We start from the raw sequence: 15,024 nt of genomic DNA, 5'->3' as shown, positions 1-15,024 counted from the left end.
AGGCTCATATGCGTATCAAGTCCGCTCTGGCGGTGGTGGCGATCGCCACGCTCACCACGGCGTGCGGCGGGGGAGGAGGCGGCGAGTCCTCCTCCCCGAACGAGCCGGTGAAGATCAATTTCCTCAGCCTGGCGTGGCAGAAGGAGTCCGTGGCCGCCAACAAGCAGCTCGTGGAGGAGTGGAACAAGGCCAACCCGAACATCCAGGTCACCTACGTCCAGGGCAGCTGGGACAACGTCAACGACCAGCTCGTCACCCAGTTCGCCGGTGGCACGGCCCCCGACGTCATCCACAACGACTCGCCCGCGCTGTCCGGCTTCGCCACCGACGGCTACCTGCTCGACCTCAGCGGCAAGCTGCCCGCCGAGCTCAAGAACGACATCCCCCAGGCCGCCTGGGACACCGTCACCTTCGACGGCGGCAAGGGCGAGCAGGGCGTCTACGGCGTGCCGTTCCTGCAGGAGTCGCAGGTCATCATCGCCAACAAGAAGCTGCTCGAGGCGGCCAAGGTGCGCATCCCGACGGCGGACGCCCCGTGGACGTGGGACGAGTTCTCCGCGGCCGCCAAGAAGATGACCAAGGGCGACACGTACGGCGTGGCCTGGCCGATGAAGTCGCCGGTCAACAAGACGCTCAACCTGGCGCTCAACTTCGGCGGCACGTTCTTCCAGACCGCCGGCGGCAAGACCACGGTCAAGGTCGGGCCCGAGGAGCGCGAGGTGCTGCAGCGCATCCACGACCAGCTCTACAAGGACAAGTCGGCCGATCCCGCCGCGCTCGGCCAGGGCACGGCCGACCCGCTGCCGGCCTTCTACAAGGGCAAGTTCGCGCTGCTGCCCGCGGGGGTCTACCTGCGCCAGCAGGTCGCCGAGCAGGCGCCGGACGGCTTCGAGTGGGTCACCCTGCCGGGCCCGAAGGGCACCTCCACCCAGCAGGGCGCGGTCTCGCAGACGTTGTCGATCGCGCAGGAGAGCGAGCACCCCGACGAGGCCATGAAGTTCATCTCGTTCTTCCTGAACGGCCCCAACCAGGCCAAGCTCGCCAAGGGCGACTGGCTGCTGCCGACGTCCGTGAAGGCCGCCGCCGACCCGGCGATGACCAGCGAGGAGAACGGCTGGGACGTGGCCACCGCCTCCGCCAAGGACCTCGTCGTGGCGCCGTTCCTCAAGGTGAACGGGTTCGACGAGTGGAAGAGCAAGGTTGCCACGCCGGCCCTCCAGGAGTACTTCGCCAACAAGATCACCATCGACGAGGTGGCCAAGAGGCTCGTCGAGGACGGCAACCAGGTGCTGGAGCGGTACCAGCGGTGACTCCCCGCGACAGGGCCCGGGGGTGCCTGCTCGGCCTGGCGGCCGGCGACGCCCTCGGCGCTCCCGCCGAGAACCTGACGCCGTCGGAGATCCGGCGCCGGTGGGGACGGCTCACCGAGATCGAGGGCGGGGGCACCGACGACACCGAGTACGCGATCTTCGCCGCGTCGCTCCTCGTCCGTCACGGTCATGCGCTGACCAGCGCGGACGTCGCCGCCGCGTACCGGGAGCTGATCCTGCCCCGGATCGCCGGGCCGATGCGCGGGGCCGGGTTCTCCGAACTGGGCACCGTCGAGGCGCTGCGCCGCGGCCTGGAGCCGCCGCTGACCGGGCTCGTGCACGCCCACGGGTGGTCGGACGGGCTGGCCATGCGGGCCGCGCCGTACGGGATCTTCTGCCCGGGCGATCCGGCGGAGGCGGCCCGGCTGGTGGAGCAGGACGGTCTGGTCAGCGCGGCCGGCGAGGGCATCCTCGGCGGCCGCGCGGTCGCCGGCGCGGTGGCCGCCGCGATGGGCGGCGCCGCCCCCGACGAGGTCGTGGCGGCGGCGCTGGCGGTCATCCCGCCCGACTCCTGGACCGCCAGGAACATCGTCCGGGTACGCGACGTGCTCGGCCGGCTCTCGGCCGCGGGCGCCGGCGCGGCCGGCCCGGATGCGGGCGCCGGCGGGGCGGCCGTCGGCGAGGCGTTGCACGAGGCCGTGGTCGTGCGGCATTACCCCTGGACCGACGTGGCGCCGGAAGCCGTGGCGCTGGCGTTCGCGGCCTTCCTCGCGGGAGGCGGTGACGTGGAGACGTCGGTGACGTTCGGGGTGAGCCTGGGCAGGGACGCCGACACGATCGGCGCCATCGCCGGGGCCGTGGCGGGAGCCGGTCGCGGAGAGAGCGGCGTGCCCCGGCGGTGGGCCGGAAGAATCGGGCCGGTGACGGGCAAATGCCTGCCCGTCGTGGCGGGGAGACACGTGCTGGACGTCGCCGACGAACTGGCGGAAAGGCTGTAGATCACGATGTCGGGGGACAGGATCAGGGGCGCCTTCGCCGGGCTCGCCGTGGGCGACGCGGCCGGATGGCCCGCCGCCAGGCACCGCGCGGCGCTGCACGCGCCCTGGAGCCGGCGCCTGTACAGGGAGCTGGACGCGTTCGCGGAAGAACATCGCGTGACCACCCTGCCGGTGCCGTTCGCGCTGAACCAGCCGGTGGCGCCGCTGCGCGTCGGCCCGTCCGACGACGCCGAATGGCTGGCGTGGACGGCGCTCACCATCGACCGGCCGCGGGCCGAGGCCTTCAGGGACCTCATCGACCCGGCCCCGGGAACCCCCGGGACGCGCGCCGCCAGTGACCCGGCGTCCGGGCCGTCCGGGGTGCGGGCGGTCGGTGACGCGGCGTCCGGATCGTCCGGGGCGCGGGCCGGCGGCGGGGCGGTCAGGGCGCGGATCTCGGTGGCGACCGCGCTCGACAACCTCGCCAAGGGGGTGGAGCCGCCCGCGTCCGGGCACGACAACCCGCACTTCTTCGACGACGCCGCCGCGGTCAGGGCCGTCGCGTTCGGGGCCCTCGGGAGGGACCCCACGCGGGACGCCGAGGTGACGAACGCCGGCGACGGCGTCCTGGGCGCCAGAGCCATGGCCGCCGCCGTGGCCGAGGCCGTGGCGTCGGGCTCGGCGGTCAACGCCGTGGAGGCCGCGCTCGCCGCACTGCCCGACGGCACCGCCATCGGCCACAACGCCCGGCTGGCGGTCAAGGCCGCGCGGGCGGCGGGTGACCCGTTCGCCGCCGTCCCCGCGCTGGACGGTGCGCTGCTCGACCACGTCTACAGCTACGGTGTCGGCGCGGCGCAGACGGTGCCCGTCGCCCTGGCGCTGGCCGCGGTGTCGGGCGGGGAACTGGGCCGGGCGGTGCCCGCGGCGGCGTGCCTGGCCGCGCTCGCCGACTCGGCGCCCGCGCTGACCGGAGCGCTCACGGGAGCCTGCGGCGGGCTCGGCGCGGTCCCGGAGGGGTGGATCACGCCGGTGCGCACGCTGGCCGGCTGCTGCCTGCCTGACCTGGCGGGCCTGGATCTGATCGAACTAGCCAACGATGTCACGGAGGGAATCGCATGACGCCGCTTGAGGACAGGGCGACCGGCTGCGTGGTGGGGGCGGCGGTCGGTGACGCGCTGGGCGGCGCCACCGAGGGCTGGACCCCCGAACAGATCGTCGACCGGTACGCGGGCCGGGTCGAGGGCATCGTGCCGCCGTTCAACGAGGACTGGCGCAACGCCCGGCCGATCGCGCCGTACCACAAGGGTGACGGCCACATCACCGACGACACGTTGATGACGCACGCCCTGATCCGGGTCTACGAGAAGGCCGGCGGGCACCTCGGTGCGTATGCGATGGCCGAGCACATGGTGCCGGAGCTGATGGGCGAGCGGCGGTGGATCCCCGAGCTGGAGGCCGAGGCGCTGCCGCTGCAGCGGATCTTCCTGGCCGAGAAGTGGATCGTGGCCAGGCTGCACTACGGGCACGTGGACCCGCGTGAGGCCGGTGTCGGAAATATCGTGAACTGCGGCGCCGCCATGTACGTCGCCCCCGTCGGCATCGTCAACGCCGCCGACCCCGACGGCGCCTACGCCGAGGCCATCGACCTGGCCGGAGCCCACCAGTCCAGCTACGGCCGCGAGGCCGCCGGGGTGATGGCCGCCGCCGTCGCCGAGGCCATGCGGCCGGGCGCCACGGCCGACTCCGTGGTCGCCACCTGCCTGCGCCTGGCCAAGGACGGCACCAGGGCCGCCATCGAGGCCGTCTGCGAGGCCGCCGCCGGGCTCGGGCACTGGGACGGATCGTTCGAGGCGCTGCGCGCCGCCATGCGGCCGTACGACACCGTCGCCGACACCTACCGCGACCAGGGGCTGGGGGCGCGGCGGCCGAGCCGTACGCACAGCATCGAGGAGCTGCCGCTCGCGCTCGGGTTCCTGGTGATCGCCAAGGGCGGCTACCGCGACACCGTGCTCGGCGGCGTCAACTACGGGCGCGACGCCGACTCGATCGCCTCCATGGGCGGGGCCATCGCGGGGGCGCTCGGAGGGCTGTCCTCCGTGCCGGCGGAGTGGGTGGAGCAGGTCGGCGCCGCCAGCCGTACGGACCTGGTGGCTCCCGGGCTCGCCATCGCCGGGGTCGCCCGCCGGGTGCACGCCGGCGACCTCGCGCGGCGGCGCGACCACGAGGCCGCCTTCGCCGCCCTGGACCGCCGGTGATCCGGCTCACCTGGGTCCAGCCGGAGGACCTGCTCGGCCACGAGCTCCGCCAGGCGGCCGAGGACGGCCGCGCCGGCGACCGGGTCCGGGAGATCGCGGCCCGGTGGCACGCGGCAGGAGGGCACGACGCCCCGCCACGCGCGGGCGCCTCCGGCCCCGGCGCCGCGCGACTGCGAGGGCTGGCAGAGGAGCTGCTGGACGAGCTGGCGGCCATCCCGTCGCCGCTCGACGAGCCGTCCGACCTGGCCGCGATCATCGCCGCCTGCCCCGGCTGGCCCGCCCCCCGCCCCGGCGCGGCCGATCCCGCCCGGGTGCTGGGCGCCTGGCTCGGGCGGGCGGCCGGGTGCGTCCTGGGCAAACCCGTCGAGAAGATCCCGCGCGAGGGCATCAGGCGGATCGCCGAGACCACCGGCAACTGGCCCATCAGGGGCTGGTTCACCGCGAAGGGCCTGCCCGATGACGTCGCGCGCCGCTGGCCGTGGAACCGCCGCAGCGCCGTCAACTCCCTGGCCGAGAACATCGACGGCATCCCCGAGGACGACGACCTCAACTACCCGCTGCTGGCCCTGACCGTCCTGGAACGTCACGGCCGCGGCTTCACCACCGACGACGTGGCCAGGCTGTGGCTGGACGAGTTGCCCGCGGGCCGTACGTTCACCGCCGAGCGGGTCGCGTACCGCAACCTGCTGGACGGCGTCGAGCCGCCCCGCACGGCCACCCGTCGCAACCCGTTCCGCGAGTGGATCGGAGCGCTGATCAGGGCGGACGTGTACGGCTGGGTCAACCCGGGCGATCCGGCCACGGCCGCCGAGTACGCCTGGCGCGACGCCCGGCTCACCCACACCGCGAACGGGATCTACGGGGCGATGTTCGTGGCCGCGATGTGCGCCGCCTCGCTGGTGGCCACGTCGGCGGAGGAGGTGGTGCGGGCGGGCCTGTCCGTGGTGCCCGAGGGGTCGCGGCTGCACGAGGCCGTCCGCCTGGCCGTCGCGGACGCCGCCCGCGAGGACGACTTCGAGCGGGTCGTCGACCGCCTCCACGAACGCCACGGCGCCCTGCACTGGGTGCACACGGTCAACAACGCCGCCCTCGTCGCCGCCACGCTGATCCATGGCCGGGGCGACTTCACCGCCACGATCGCGGGAGCGGTCGCCGGCGGCTGGGACACCGACTCGGCGGGGGCCACGGCCGGATCCCTCGCGGGGGCGCTGAACGGCGGCGTGCCCGGTCGTTGGCGCATGCGCGACCGCCTGGCCAGCAGCCTCAGCGGGTTCGACGGGGTGGGTCTGGAAGAGCTGGCCGCCCGTACCCAGGAGATGATGACCATATGATCTCGGTTTTCGGCAGCGCCAACATGGACCTCGTCGCGTACGTCTCAAAAGCCCCTAAACGCGGCGAGACGGTCACCGGGCGCCACTTCCGTACCGTCCCTGGCGGCAAGGGCGCCAACCAGGCGATCGCCGCGGCCCGCGCGGGCGCGCGGGTGGCGTTCCTCGGGGCGGTCGGCGACGACGGTTTCGGCGCGGAGATGCGGGCCACGCTGGCGGAGGCCGGCGTCGACGTAAGCGGCCTGCGCCAGGTGCCGGGGCCCAGCGGCATCGCACACATCGTGGTCGACGACGACGGCGGCAACTCGATCGTCGTCGTGCCAGGGGCGAACGGCACGGTGACCGGACCGTCCCCCGACGACCTGGCCGTGATCGCGGCCTCTCAAGCGCTGCTGCTCCAGCTGGAGCTGCCCATGGGCGCGGTCGTCGAGGCGGCGCGGGGGGCGAGGGCGGCGGGCGTGCCCGTGTTCCTCACGCCGGCGCCCGCGCAGCCCCTGCCGGCTGAGCTGCTCGACGCGGTCACGACCATCGTCCCGAACGAGCACGAGGCGGCTGCCATCACCGGCGTCTCCGGCGCGGACGCGGCGCTCGACGCGCTGCTCGAGCTGGTCGAGGAGGCCGTGATCACGCTGGGCTCTGAGGGCGCGCTCTTCGGGTCCCGGTCGGGGGAGCGGCTGCGCGTGCCCGCGGCGCCGGTGAAGGCGGTGGACACGACGGCGGCCGGCGACACGTTCGTGGGCGCGCTGGCGGTGGCCCGCTCGGAGGGGCGTGCCATGGTCGGCGCCCTGCGGTTCGCCTCGGCGGCGGCGGCGCTGTCGGTGCAGCGCGAGGGGGCCAGCACGTCGATGCCGGCCCGCCAGGAGATCGAGGAGTTCCTCGCCTCGTGACCCGCTCGCCGGAGGTCTCATGATGCGCCTGATGGGCAGATGGTGACCATGAGCGAGAAACCAGAGAACCTGCCTGACGCGGTCGGCGGGGTCGAGGGGGAGAGCGACGTCGTCGCCGAACGGTCGGGTGCCGGCACGCCGAGGAGTCGCCGCCCCGTCTCCGCTGACCCTCCTGACGACGAGGACACGCGGGAGGAGGAAGCCGGAGAGGAGGAGAACGGGAACGACGTCGTCCGCCCGGACGCCGGCCCCACCGGCTGACCGTCAGGCGCGTCCCCCGTGCAGGTGGGCGAGCGTCTCCTCCAAGCTCCGCCCGCAGGATGCCGTCGGCCGCGCCGGCGTCCCCGCGCCGGACAGCGGCCACCAGCGCCGCGTGTGTCTCCTGCCCGGGGGCGCGGTGACGCGCCCGCAGTCCCAGCATCTCCACCGGGCCGATCAGCCCTTCGTGCAGCGCCGGCGCGAACTCCGCGAACAGGTCAGCCAGCACCGGGTTGCCCGCCGCCGCCACCAGCGCCGCGTGCAGGGCGATGTCGGCGTCCACGAACGCGGCGTCGTCGCCCTCCGCCGCACGCTCCCGCGCCTCCAGCGCCGCGAGGTCCTCGTCGGTACCTGTCCGACATCGACGAGATCCGGCGGGTCGTCGAGCACTGCAACCGCCTGCCCGTCCCTGAGCGCCACCCGTACGCGAAGCCAGCTCGATCTGGCGATCCAGGCAGAGGTGTCCGCCCGGCACGTCAGCTTCGTGGAGACGGGCCGGACCATTCCCAGCAACGCGATGGTGTCGCGTCTGGCCGAGCATCTGAGCGTCCCGTTGCGGGAACGCAACCGCCTGCTGATCGCGGCCGGCCACGCCCCCGGGCTCGTCCTCGGCGAGGAGGCCGCGGCCAGCACGTCCTCGTCGCCGCGGACACGAGCCTTCTCCGGCTTGCCGATCACGACACAGCGGGTGTCTCCCCCGACGGCCGACTTGCTCTCTTCGACCGTTCGAACGCCTCATCCACGACCTGCCACCCTCGTGAAGATCACCAACAGCATCCAGTGCGTACGACCGCGCCGAGTTCTACTGGTCTGGAGGAAGAAACCAGGCGGGGAAGAACTATGCAGAGGTTACCGGTTCCGCAGTGGAGTGGACCGGTAACCGGTAGCGAACCGGAACCGGCCGTGACGGGTCCCTCGCCGTTGCGGCCGGGCGACGTGGCCGGGGGATTGATGTGGTGGGGGCGATGGCCTGTCACTGGCCGTCTTGACCACGTGCCGTCGCCCCCTCCCTACGGATCTACAGCACCTTCCGGGCGCCCGGCAGGGCGCGCACCAGGTACGCCGTCGCCCAGCACAGCGGCAGCCCGATGGCGGTGAGCAGCGCGGCCTTCGCGATCGCGGGCGCCTGTACGCCGCTCAGGGCGTAGCCCAGGGCGACCAGGACGGCCGGGTGGATGACGTAGACGGTGAAGGCGTGCGCCGACAGGAACCGGCGGAGGCGGCCCTGGCGGCCGAGGCGTTCCCTGAACAGCACCAGAAGGCCGAGGATGATACCGACGGCGAGTGCCGACTCCGACATGGCCGTCAGCAGGGACGGCAGGGTTCCGTGGCCAAAGCTCACCTCTCTGTAGGAGCCCACGACGAGGACGAGCACCACCGTGGCGACGGCTGCGGTGGCGAACCCGGCCCGGCCGGCTGTTCTGGGCAGGCTCTCCAGCCAGCCGCGCCGGGCCGCGATCAGCCCGACGACGAACAGCGCCGCGTACTGCGGCAGGTAGCCGGGGGACGGCAGCCCCAGCACCGTAACGCCCATCGGCACCACCATGCGCCACACGTACGTCACCAGTGACAGCCCCATGACGAACCCGACGATCGCGGCGGTACCGGGCGCCCGGCCGGTGGCCGGGGTCGTCCCGGGCGCGCTCCGGCCCTGGCCGGCCAGGCGCCGCCACAGGATGTAGAGCGCGCTGAACACGAGCAGCACCTCGACGAACCACAACGGACCCGGTGTGTAGTGGAGCAGGTAGAACTTCCAGTAGGGCAGGTCGGTTCCCTGCCGGGCGGCGGCTTCGCTGGCTGTGGCGTACCTGCCGATGGTCACCAGGGGACGGATCAGCAGCAGCCACAGCAGCAGCGGGACTCCCAGACGCAGCAGCCGCTCCCTCAGGAACTGCCCGGCCCCCTTGCGGTCGTAGGACCGTGGCACGAAAAGTCCTGAGACGAGGAAGAAGGCGCCCATGAAAAACGCCTGGTTGAACAGGAGCAGGAGGTCCAGCAGCATTCCTGAGGAGTCGGCCGGTGGTTCCGTGTAGTACCAGTCCGGGATGTTGCTGTAAGCGATCACGGAGTGGTGGATCACCACGAGTGCCATCAGGGCGGTGCGTAGGTTGTCGACATGAAGAAGCCGCGGGGCGGTGGTGGACGACGCGGCCTGCTGGTTGGCGGGCTGCGTCATCGGTTCGCCGTCCCTTCGGGCCGTGCGGCCCGTGTGCTGTGCTCGAGCGGGCCGACCTCCCGCGTGGATAACCGGGTCCACGCGACGATGGGGAGGGTCGGTGTTTTCTGGTGGATCTCTGCCGGCAGCATGAGATGTCCCTCTGAAGCGATGTGTGTTACTTGTTGTATAGCAGATAGAATCACGATGCGTCGGTCGGTCACGACGTTCCTCACGTGTTGAGGAGTTTGGCGAGATCGTCCGCGGATGCGGGACGGCCGGGGGCGGCGAACATTCCGGCCGGGTCGAGATAGGCGTGCTGGGCGGGTGTGCCCGGCGCGAATCGGCGGCTCTCGGCGAGCGGGCCCACGTCGTACGTGTCATAGCCGAGCGAATCGATCAGGATGGCGACCGCTTTCTTGGCGGCGGCGTCGTCGCCGGCGATGGGCAGGGTGCTGCGGTCCGGGGCGCCGGCCGGGCGTCCCAGGGTGGCCAGGTGCTTGAAGAAGATGTTGCTGAACGCCTTGACGACGCTTGAGCCGGTCAGGTGGGTCTGGAGCAGGACGTGGGCCGGGGTGTCGCCGGCGTCGATCTCGGGGACGCTGCCCTGTCGGGCGGGGTCGTAGTTGAGTGTGTCGATGACGACCCGGCCCCGGAGGGGTTCCGCGGGGACCTGCCGGTAGGCCTTGATCGGGATGGTCACCACGACGATGTCGCCGGCGGTCGCGGCCTCGGAAGGGGTCGTCGCGCGGGCGCGCGGGCCGAGCCGTGCGACCAGGTTCTGCAAGGTCTCCGGGCCGCGGCTGTTGCTGAGGACGACGTCGTGGCCGGCGTCGACCCCGAGGCGGGCGAGAGTGCTGCCGATGTTTCCGCTGCCGATGAAGCCGATGGTGGTCATGGTCTCCTGCCGGGCCGGGATAATGTAAGAGGGGTTTTCCGCATAAGCGAAGGCATGCCTTGACTTTAACGCAGGCAGCCCTTCACTTAGCAAGGTCGGTGTCGCAGAAAGAGGTATGTCATTGGGTGCCACCGAGCCCGGCACGCGAGCCGAACCCCGTTTCACCGTGCGTCGGCCTGCGCGCGCCGACGCACGCCGCAACTTCGACGCCCTGCTCGACGCCGCCCGTGAGGCGTTCGGCGCCGAGGGCGCCGGCGCCTCGCTCGAGGGGATCGCCCGGCGGGCAGGGGTCAACATCGCGACGCTCTACCGCAACTTCCCCACCCGCCAGCACCTGTTCGAAGCCGTCTACCTGGACGAGGTGGAGGCCCTGGCCCGCATGGCAGCCGAGTTGAGCGGCCTCGAACCGTGGGATGCCCTGGAGGGCTGGCTGCGTCAGTTCGTCAGCTATGCGACCACCAAGAAGGCGATCTACGACGCCGTCGCGCACCGCGAGGAGATGTTTGTAACCGGCCGCGACATGATCCATGCGGCCGGTCGGCCGCTTCTCGAGCGCGCCCAGGGCGCGGGCAAGGCCCGGGACGACGTGAGCTTCGACGACATTCTATTCCTGGTCAACGGTGTCAGCGGAGCGAACTTCGTCCAGGAGGCGCAGCGCGACCGGGTGCTCGCCATGGCCTTGGACGGCATCAAAGCCCAGAAGTGAGCGCAGCGAGCGCGAGCCGCTGACGATCAGACGAGTAGTCTCAGCCCGGCGATCTTCACAGCCGCGTCGAAGACACCATCGGCAGCCGGCCCTTACTGCCGCTCATCCCCGCTCACCTGTCCACCATGGCCGATCTCGCCGAGGCGTCCGAGGCCCGCTCGCCGATCGGGCCGTCGCCGTGCTGGCCCAGTACGCCGCCCGCCAAGACCTCGCGGCAACGCTGGCCGCCGAGGCCGCAGCCACCCACACCGCCGAACCACCACCCGTGGTGCATCACCGCGAGTTCAAAGTCGTCACCCGGCTGCGTCGACACCACGCCGCCGTGCATGACCTGCTGAAACAGGGTCTCAGCAAGGCGGCTATCGGCCGGGAACCCGGCCTGCACCCCGCAACCGTCCGCAAGCTGGCCAACGCCGCTGAGGTTTGGTCGATGGGAGACCCCGGCTCTGGCCGACCTCCCCACCCCGCAGCCCGAACCGGGGGAGGTGCTGGTGAAGGTCGCCGACTCCTCGGTCGACGGCTTCGACCTGTCGGTCGCCGCCGGCTACGTGCAGCAGATGATGGAGCACCGCTTCCCGCTGGTGGTGGGCAAGGACTTCGCCGGCACCGTCGAGGCGCTCGGCGAGGGCGTCGGGGGCTTCGCGGTCGGGCAGCCGGTGTTCGGCGTGGTGATGAAGCCGTTCCTGGGGCCCGGCGCGATGGCCGAGTACCTGACCGTGCCCGCCACCTACGGCATCGCTCCCCTCCCCGAAGGGCTGGCCGCCGCAGGCGGGCGCGCTAGGTCTGGCCGGTACGTTGACGCTCACTTCTGAGCGGCGACCTTCGTCCCCAGGCGGGCGGCGCACTCGTCCCGGTAGTCGAGCGTGCGCGAGCGCAGCTGCTTGGGGTCGGCGAGCACGGCCCTGGAGACCGAGGGCACGACGGCATGGCGGACGGACGCGAACACCCGGGCCACGTCGGCGGGGGTGGCGCCCTGGGCGCCCAGCCCCGGCGCGAGAATGGGGCCGTTGAGGTCGTCCAGCGCGTCGTCGAGTGCGGGCAGCGTGGCCCCCATGACCAGCCCGACCGGCCCGAACGGCGTGTGCCCCGCGTTCGCCGCCGCCGCGGCGGCGATCACCTGGCCGGCCACGTGCCGCTGCAACGCGGCCGCCTCGGGGTTGGAGGTGCGGGCCAGCACGAACACGCCCGCGTCGTTGAGCATGGCCGACGTGATCGCGCCCTCGAGCGACCCGAACCCCAGGTAGGGGCTGAGCGTCACCGCGTCGGCGGCCAGCGGGCCGCCCCGGTCGAGGTACGCCTCCGCGTAGGCGGCCATCGTGCTGCCGATGTCGCCCCGCTTGACGTCGAGAAGCACCAGCGTGCCGGCCTCGCGCAGGTCGGCCATGGTGCGTTCGAGCACGGCGATGCCGCGGCTGCCCCAGCGCTCGAAGAAGGCCGACTGCGGCTTGACCACCGCGGCCACGTCGCCCACCTCGTCGACCACCGTACGGCTGAAACGCTCCAGACCGGCGGGGGAGTCGTCGAGCCCCCAGGCGTGCAGCAGCGCCGGGCTCGGGTCGAGGCCCACGCAGAGCGGTCCGCACGCGTCGAGCCTGGCTCGCAGGCGCGCCCCGAACGTGTCATTCATCGGCTCCTCCTTCGCCGGAGACCCCTGGCTGCCCCCGACATGGTGCTCGCCCGGCCTCTCTCACGACCACCGCCACGACCCTCGGCGCCGGCCCCGGCGGAACGGTTCTCCGGCGACGATACGGGACAGGACTCCCGATGCTGAACAGGGTGTGCGATCCGAGTCTTCCTCGCTTGGCCTGAGGGGTAGATCAGCAGACATGTACGAGATCGCCCATCGTGTGCTGGTGCTGCGTACCGATCCGCCCCGTGACGTCGTCGTCACGCTCGGCCTGCCGTACGAGGAGCCGGCGGGCGAGTGGTCGTGCCCGTACCGCATCGACGGGCTCGCCGGGTGGGAGCACGAGCGGAAGGTCACCGCGTTCGACTCGCTGGAGGCGATCGGGCTGGCGATGGTCACGGTGCGGGCGGCGCTCGCCGGGTCCCACGAGGCCAAGGGGGGCCTGCTGAGCTGGGACGACGCGCCGCAGGGCCGGCGGGCGCGGACGGTGTACGTGAGCGTGGACCAGGAACACGACATCGCCTACGTCTCCATGAAGCACGAAATGGCACCAGGTGAGGCGATACGTCAGGTCGAGGCTGACGACGTCATCGTCGACTACGGCGAATCCGGGCAGATCCTCGGCCTGGAGATCATGAACGCGGCGGCGGCGCTCCCGCCCGAGCTGCGGCTCTGATCGGAGAGGCGTCCTCCACGAGCGCTCGCCGGCGGGCCGGCAACCACCGCCGGTCACCAGGGCGGGGGAGGGAGCACACCCGCCTACCCTGCGGGCGGGCACGGCCGGGGATAATCGCCCGGGTGAGCACCGTGATCTCGCCGCGCATCGTGGCCACCGACCTCGACGGAACCCTCCTCACCTCCACCGGCACCATCACCCCGCGCACCAAGAAGGCCCTGCGGTCCGCACGGGCGGCCGGAGCCGAGATCGTCTTCGTCACCGCCAGGGCGCCGCGCGGCGTCCGCGAGATCGCCGAGCAGACCGGCGTCACCGGCATCGCGATCTGCAGCAACGGAGCCGTCACCTACGACGTGGCCGCCGACGAGATCATCGACAGCCGTCCGCTCCAGCCCGAGGCGGCCAGAAAGGTCGCCGCCACCCTGGCCGAGGCCATCCCCGGCGTCGGCCTCGCCGTCGAGACCGGCAGGAACGTGCTGACCGAAGTGGCCTACACGCGGCGGGTCAGCCACGACCTCGCGCACTACCGCGAGGTGACGTCGGTCTTCGACGGGAACGAGCCCATCGTCAAGCTGCTCGCCATGTCCGCCGCGCACACCGCCGACGAGATGTTCACCGCCGTGGTGGCGGCCGTCGAGGGCCAGGCCGAGGTGACGTACTCCAGCGACGAGGGGCTGCTGGAGATCAGCGCGCCGGGCGTGACGAAGGCGGGCGCGCTCGACCGGCTCTGCGGGGAGCGAGGCGTCGAGGCCGGTGAGGTGGTGGCGTTCGGCGACATGCCCAACGATCTGGCGGTGCTCGCGTACGCGGGCGCCGGCTACGCCATGGCGAACGCGCACCATCTGGTGCTGGCGGCGGTCGAGCGGCGCACGCTCTCCAACGACGAGGACGGCGTGGCCGCGGTGCTGGAGGGTCTCTACGGACGGTCCCGCGGGTGACGTGCCCGCCCACGCGGGCGGGCACGTACGGCCTCAGGCGTCGTCGTCGGACACGCGCGAGGCACCGTCGCAGGAGCCGGGTGAGGTGCTGAGCACGGGCATCAGCCCGCCGCACGTGCTCACCGGAGCCGACACGGGTTCGACGATCTCGTCATTGAAGACGATCACGTCACCGATGAGCGGCCGGCCCGAGGCCGCGGCCGGCTCGGCGGGCTCGGCGGGCTCAGCCGGCTCGGCGGGCTCGGCGGGTTCGGCGGCCGTCGCGGGCTGGGCGCCCGCCGCGGTGGGCGGGGGCGTGACCACGGCGTGCGCGGCGTACGGGAACAGCACGCTCGCCACCGCGGCCCCGAGCCCCGCGGCGACGAAGCGCCTCGTTCCCATCAGAACCCCCACCCCCGGCACCACCGCGTCACGGCGAGGTGTGCCGGCCTGCCCAGGCGGCCTTCATGCCGGCGGGGCTGACGCCGTCGCCGGTGTCGTGCTGAGGGTGCCCGCCCTCCATCATCCGGTCGATCAGCGCCAGTGCCAGCGCCGAGACCACGAAGGTCAGGTGGATCAGGGTTTTCCATAGCAACTCCCTGTCGGTGATGGCCGGTCTGGCCGCGTTGATGAAGATCTGGAGGAGGTGGATGGACGAGATGCCGATGATGGCCATGGCCAGCTTGACCTTGAGCACGTTGGCGTTGACGTGCGAGAGCCACTGGGGCTGGTCAGGATGGCCCTCGATGCGCAACCGCGAGACGAACGTCTCGTAGCCGCCGATGATGACCATGATCAGCAGGTTGGAGATCATGACGACGTCCACGAGACCGAGGACGATCAGCATGACCGTGGTCTCGGGCGGCGTGCCGCCGAACCCGAGGTGGATCAGATGGATCAGCTCCGCCATGAACCGCCACACGTAGACGACCTGGGCCGCGATCAACCCCACGTAGAGCGGGGCCTGGATCCACCGGCTCAGGAACATGACGTAGCCGACCCGTTCCGGCATCTTCTGCGACCTCGTACG

17 protein-coding genes and 2 pseudogenes are annotated in these 15,024 nt (G+C 72.2%); 12 read left to right on the top strand and 7 right to left on the bottom strand.

Going from position 1 to position 15,024, the window contains the following annotated elements; translation table 11 throughout:
• The first annotated feature begins 8 nt into the window (after positions 1-8).
• The 7 genes from ABGB14_RS13235 to ABGB14_RS13205 are packed head-to-tail and all read left to right on the top strand — an operon-like array spanning position 9 to position 7,018.
• Positions 9-1,310 (top strand): sugar ABC transporter substrate-binding protein, encoded by a 1,302-nt coding sequence (locus tag ABGB14_RS13235; RefSeq protein WP_347643911.1) that lies wholly within the window; start codon positions 9-11, stop codon positions 1,308-1,310.
• Positions 1,307-2,308 carry an ADP-ribosylglycohydrolase family protein gene (locus ABGB14_RS13230; RefSeq protein ID WP_347643910.1) on the top strand — a complete coding sequence of 334 codons (1,002 nt, stop codon included), beginning with the start codon at positions 1,307-1,309 and terminating at the stop codon, positions 2,306-2,308. Before ABGB14_RS13235 ends, ABGB14_RS13230 begins: the two co-directional genes overlap by 4 nt.
• Positions 2,309-2,314: 6 nt before the next feature.
• Positions 2,315-3,406 carry an ADP-ribosylglycohydrolase family protein gene (locus tag ABGB14_RS13225; RefSeq protein WP_347643909.1) on the top strand — a complete coding sequence of 364 codons (1,092 nt, stop codon included), beginning with the start codon at positions 2,315-2,317 and terminating at the stop codon, positions 3,404-3,406.
• Positions 3,403-4,542: an ADP-ribosylglycohydrolase family protein gene (locus ABGB14_RS13220; RefSeq protein WP_347643908.1), complete on the top strand. Its 1,140-nt coding sequence runs from the start codon at positions 3,403-3,405 to the stop codon at positions 4,540-4,542. Before ABGB14_RS13225 ends, ABGB14_RS13220 begins: the two co-directional genes overlap by 4 nt.
• On the top strand, positions 4,539-5,873 hold the full coding sequence (locus ABGB14_RS13215; RefSeq protein ID WP_347643907.1) for an ADP-ribosylglycohydrolase family protein: 1,335 nt from the start codon (positions 4,539-4,541) through the stop codon (positions 5,871-5,873). The genes ABGB14_RS13220 and ABGB14_RS13215 overlap by 4 nt, the downstream gene beginning before the upstream one ends.
• Entirely contained in the window at positions 5,870-6,757 is an 888-nt protein-coding gene (rbsK, locus tag ABGB14_RS13210) for a ribokinase (protein WP_347643906.1), read from the top strand. Before ABGB14_RS13215 ends, rbsK begins: the two co-directional genes overlap by 4 nt.
• 48 nt (positions 6,758-6,805) lie before the next feature.
• On the top strand, positions 6,806-7,018 hold the full coding sequence (locus ABGB14_RS13205) for a hypothetical protein (protein ID WP_132606345.1): 213 nt from the start codon (positions 6,806-6,808) through the stop codon (positions 7,016-7,018).
• A 112-nt stretch (positions 7,019-7,130) separates the two neighbouring features.
• Here the strand turns inward: ABGB14_RS13205 and ABGB14_RS13200 are convergent.
• Positions 7,131-7,490: pseudogene (locus ABGB14_RS13200) on the bottom strand (FCD domain-containing protein); the annotation flags it as partial.
• Here ABGB14_RS13200 and ABGB14_RS13195 point away from each other — a divergent pair.
• Positions 7,425-7,613, top strand: a pseudogene (locus ABGB14_RS13195) (helix-turn-helix transcriptional regulator); the annotation flags it as partial. The pseudogenes ABGB14_RS13200 and ABGB14_RS13195 sit on opposite strands and share 66 nt — an antisense overlap.
• A 420-nt stretch (positions 7,614-8,033) precedes the next feature.
• Here ABGB14_RS13195 and ABGB14_RS13190 read toward each other — a convergent pair.
• Both ABGB14_RS13190 and ABGB14_RS13185 read right to left on the bottom strand, forming a co-directional pair.
• Positions 8,034-9,191, bottom strand: coding sequence for an acyltransferase (locus ABGB14_RS13190; protein WP_347643905.1), 1,158 nt, complete (start codon positions 9,189-9,191; stop codon positions 8,034-8,036).
• Positions 9,192-9,402: 211 nt separating this feature from the next.
• The gene (locus ABGB14_RS13185; protein ID WP_347643904.1) at positions 9,403-10,068 is read right to left on the bottom strand and encodes an NAD(P)-binding domain-containing protein; all 666 of its coding nucleotides are present in this window, start codon (positions 10,066-10,068) and stop codon (positions 9,403-9,405) included.
• A gap of 115 nt (positions 10,069-10,183) precedes the next feature.
• On the opposite strand from ABGB14_RS13185, the gene ABGB14_RS13180 reads away from it, so the two are divergent.
• Positions 10,184-10,774, top strand: coding sequence for a helix-turn-helix domain-containing protein (locus ABGB14_RS13180; RefSeq protein WP_132596267.1), 591 nt, complete (start codon positions 10,184-10,186; stop codon positions 10,772-10,774).
• Positions 10,775-10,886: 112 nt separating this feature from the next.
• Here ABGB14_RS13180 and ABGB14_RS13175 read toward each other — a convergent pair whose 3' ends face one another.
• On the bottom strand, positions 10,887-11,159 hold the full coding sequence (locus ABGB14_RS13175; RefSeq protein WP_347643903.1) for a hypothetical protein: 273 nt from the start codon (positions 11,157-11,159) through the stop codon (positions 10,887-10,889).
• Positions 11,160-11,259: 100 nt separating this feature from the next.
• Between ABGB14_RS13175 and ABGB14_RS13170 the strand changes: the two genes are divergently transcribed.
• The gene (locus ABGB14_RS13170; protein WP_347643902.1) at positions 11,260-11,586 is read left to right on the top strand and encodes an alcohol dehydrogenase catalytic domain-containing protein; all 327 of its coding nucleotides are present in this window, start codon (positions 11,260-11,262) and stop codon (positions 11,584-11,586) included.
• Here ABGB14_RS13170 and pyrF read toward each other — a convergent pair.
• Positions 11,577-12,401 (bottom strand): orotidine-5'-phosphate decarboxylase, encoded by an 825-nt coding sequence (gene pyrF / locus ABGB14_RS13165; RefSeq protein WP_347643901.1) that lies wholly within the window; start codon positions 12,399-12,401, stop codon positions 11,577-11,579. The two genes, ABGB14_RS13170 and pyrF, sit on opposite strands and share 10 nt — an antisense overlap.
• A gap of 199 nt (positions 12,402-12,600) precedes the next feature.
• On the opposite strand from pyrF, the gene ABGB14_RS13160 reads away from it, so the two are divergent.
• Positions 12,601-13,077, top strand: coding sequence for a DUF2283 domain-containing protein (locus tag ABGB14_RS13160; RefSeq protein ID WP_347643900.1), 477 nt, complete (start codon positions 12,601-12,603; stop codon positions 13,075-13,077).
• A 122-nt stretch (positions 13,078-13,199) separates the two neighbouring features.
• Positions 13,200-14,015 carry an HAD family hydrolase gene (locus tag ABGB14_RS13155; protein WP_347643899.1) on the top strand — a complete coding sequence of 272 codons (816 nt, stop codon included), beginning with the start codon at positions 13,200-13,202 and terminating at the stop codon, positions 14,013-14,015.
• A gap of 33 nt (positions 14,016-14,048) precedes the next feature.
• Here ABGB14_RS13155 and ABGB14_RS13150 read toward each other — a convergent pair whose 3' ends face one another.
• Both ABGB14_RS13150 and ABGB14_RS13145 read right to left on the bottom strand, forming a co-directional pair.
• On the bottom strand, positions 14,049-14,396 hold the full coding sequence (locus ABGB14_RS13150) for a hypothetical protein (protein WP_347643898.1): 348 nt from the start codon (positions 14,394-14,396) through the stop codon (positions 14,049-14,051).
• A gap of 28 nt (positions 14,397-14,424) precedes the next feature.
• Complete coding sequence (locus ABGB14_RS13145) at positions 14,425-15,006, bottom strand: TIGR00645 family protein (RefSeq protein ID WP_347643897.1); 582 nt, start codon at positions 15,004-15,006, stop codon at positions 14,425-14,427.
• Positions 15,007-15,024: the final 18 nt, after the last annotated feature.

This window comes from Nonomuraea sp. B10E15 (assembly GCF_039871615.1).
Taxonomy (GTDB): Bacteria; Actinomycetota; Actinomycetes; order Streptosporangiales; family Streptosporangiaceae; genus Nonomuraea.
The sequence above is the reverse complement of the archived record's forward strand: the minus strand, read 5'-3'. Positions and strand labels throughout refer to the sequence as shown.

Coding starts and splice junctions, on each gene's coding strand:
- ABGB14_RS13235 (WP_347643911.1), top strand. CDS start 9: ATGCGTATCAAGTCCGCTCTGGCGGTGGTGGCGATCGCCACGCTCACC.
- ABGB14_RS13225 (WP_347643909.1), top strand. CDS start 2,315: ATGTCGGGGGACAGGATCAGGGGCGCCTTCGCCGGGCTCGCCGTGGGC.
- ABGB14_RS13220 (WP_347643908.1), top strand. CDS start 3,403: ATGACGCCGCTTGAGGACAGGGCGACCGGCTGCGTGGTGGGGGCGGCG.
- rbsK (WP_347643906.1), top strand. CDS start 5,870: ATGATCTCGGTTTTCGGCAGCGCCAACATGGACCTCGTCGCGTACGTC.
- ABGB14_RS13205 (WP_132606345.1), top strand. CDS start 6,806: ATGAGCGAGAAACCAGAGAACCTGCCTGACGCGGTCGGCGGGGTCGAG.
- ABGB14_RS13190 (WP_347643905.1), bottom strand. CDS start 9,191: ATGACGCAGCCCGCCAACCAGCAGGCCGCGTCGTCCACCACCGCCCCG.
- ABGB14_RS13185 (WP_347643904.1), bottom strand. CDS start 10,068: ATGACCACCATCGGCTTCATCGGCAGCGGAAACATCGGCAGCACTCTC.
- ABGB14_RS13180 (WP_132596267.1), top strand. CDS start 10,184: ATGTCATTGGGTGCCACCGAGCCCGGCACGCGAGCCGAACCCCGTTTC.
- pyrF (WP_347643901.1), bottom strand. CDS start 12,401: ATGAATGACACGTTCGGGGCGCGCCTGCGAGCCAGGCTCGACGCGTGC.
- ABGB14_RS13160 (WP_347643900.1), top strand. CDS start 12,601: ATGTACGAGATCGCCCATCGTGTGCTGGTGCTGCGTACCGATCCGCCC.
- ABGB14_RS13150 (WP_347643898.1), bottom strand. CDS start 14,396: ATGGGAACGAGGCGCTTCGTCGCCGCGGGGCTCGGGGCCGCGGTGGCG.
- ABGB14_RS13145 (WP_347643897.1), bottom strand. CDS start 15,006: ATGCCGGAACGGGTCGGCTACGTCATGTTCCTGAGCCGGTGGATCCAG.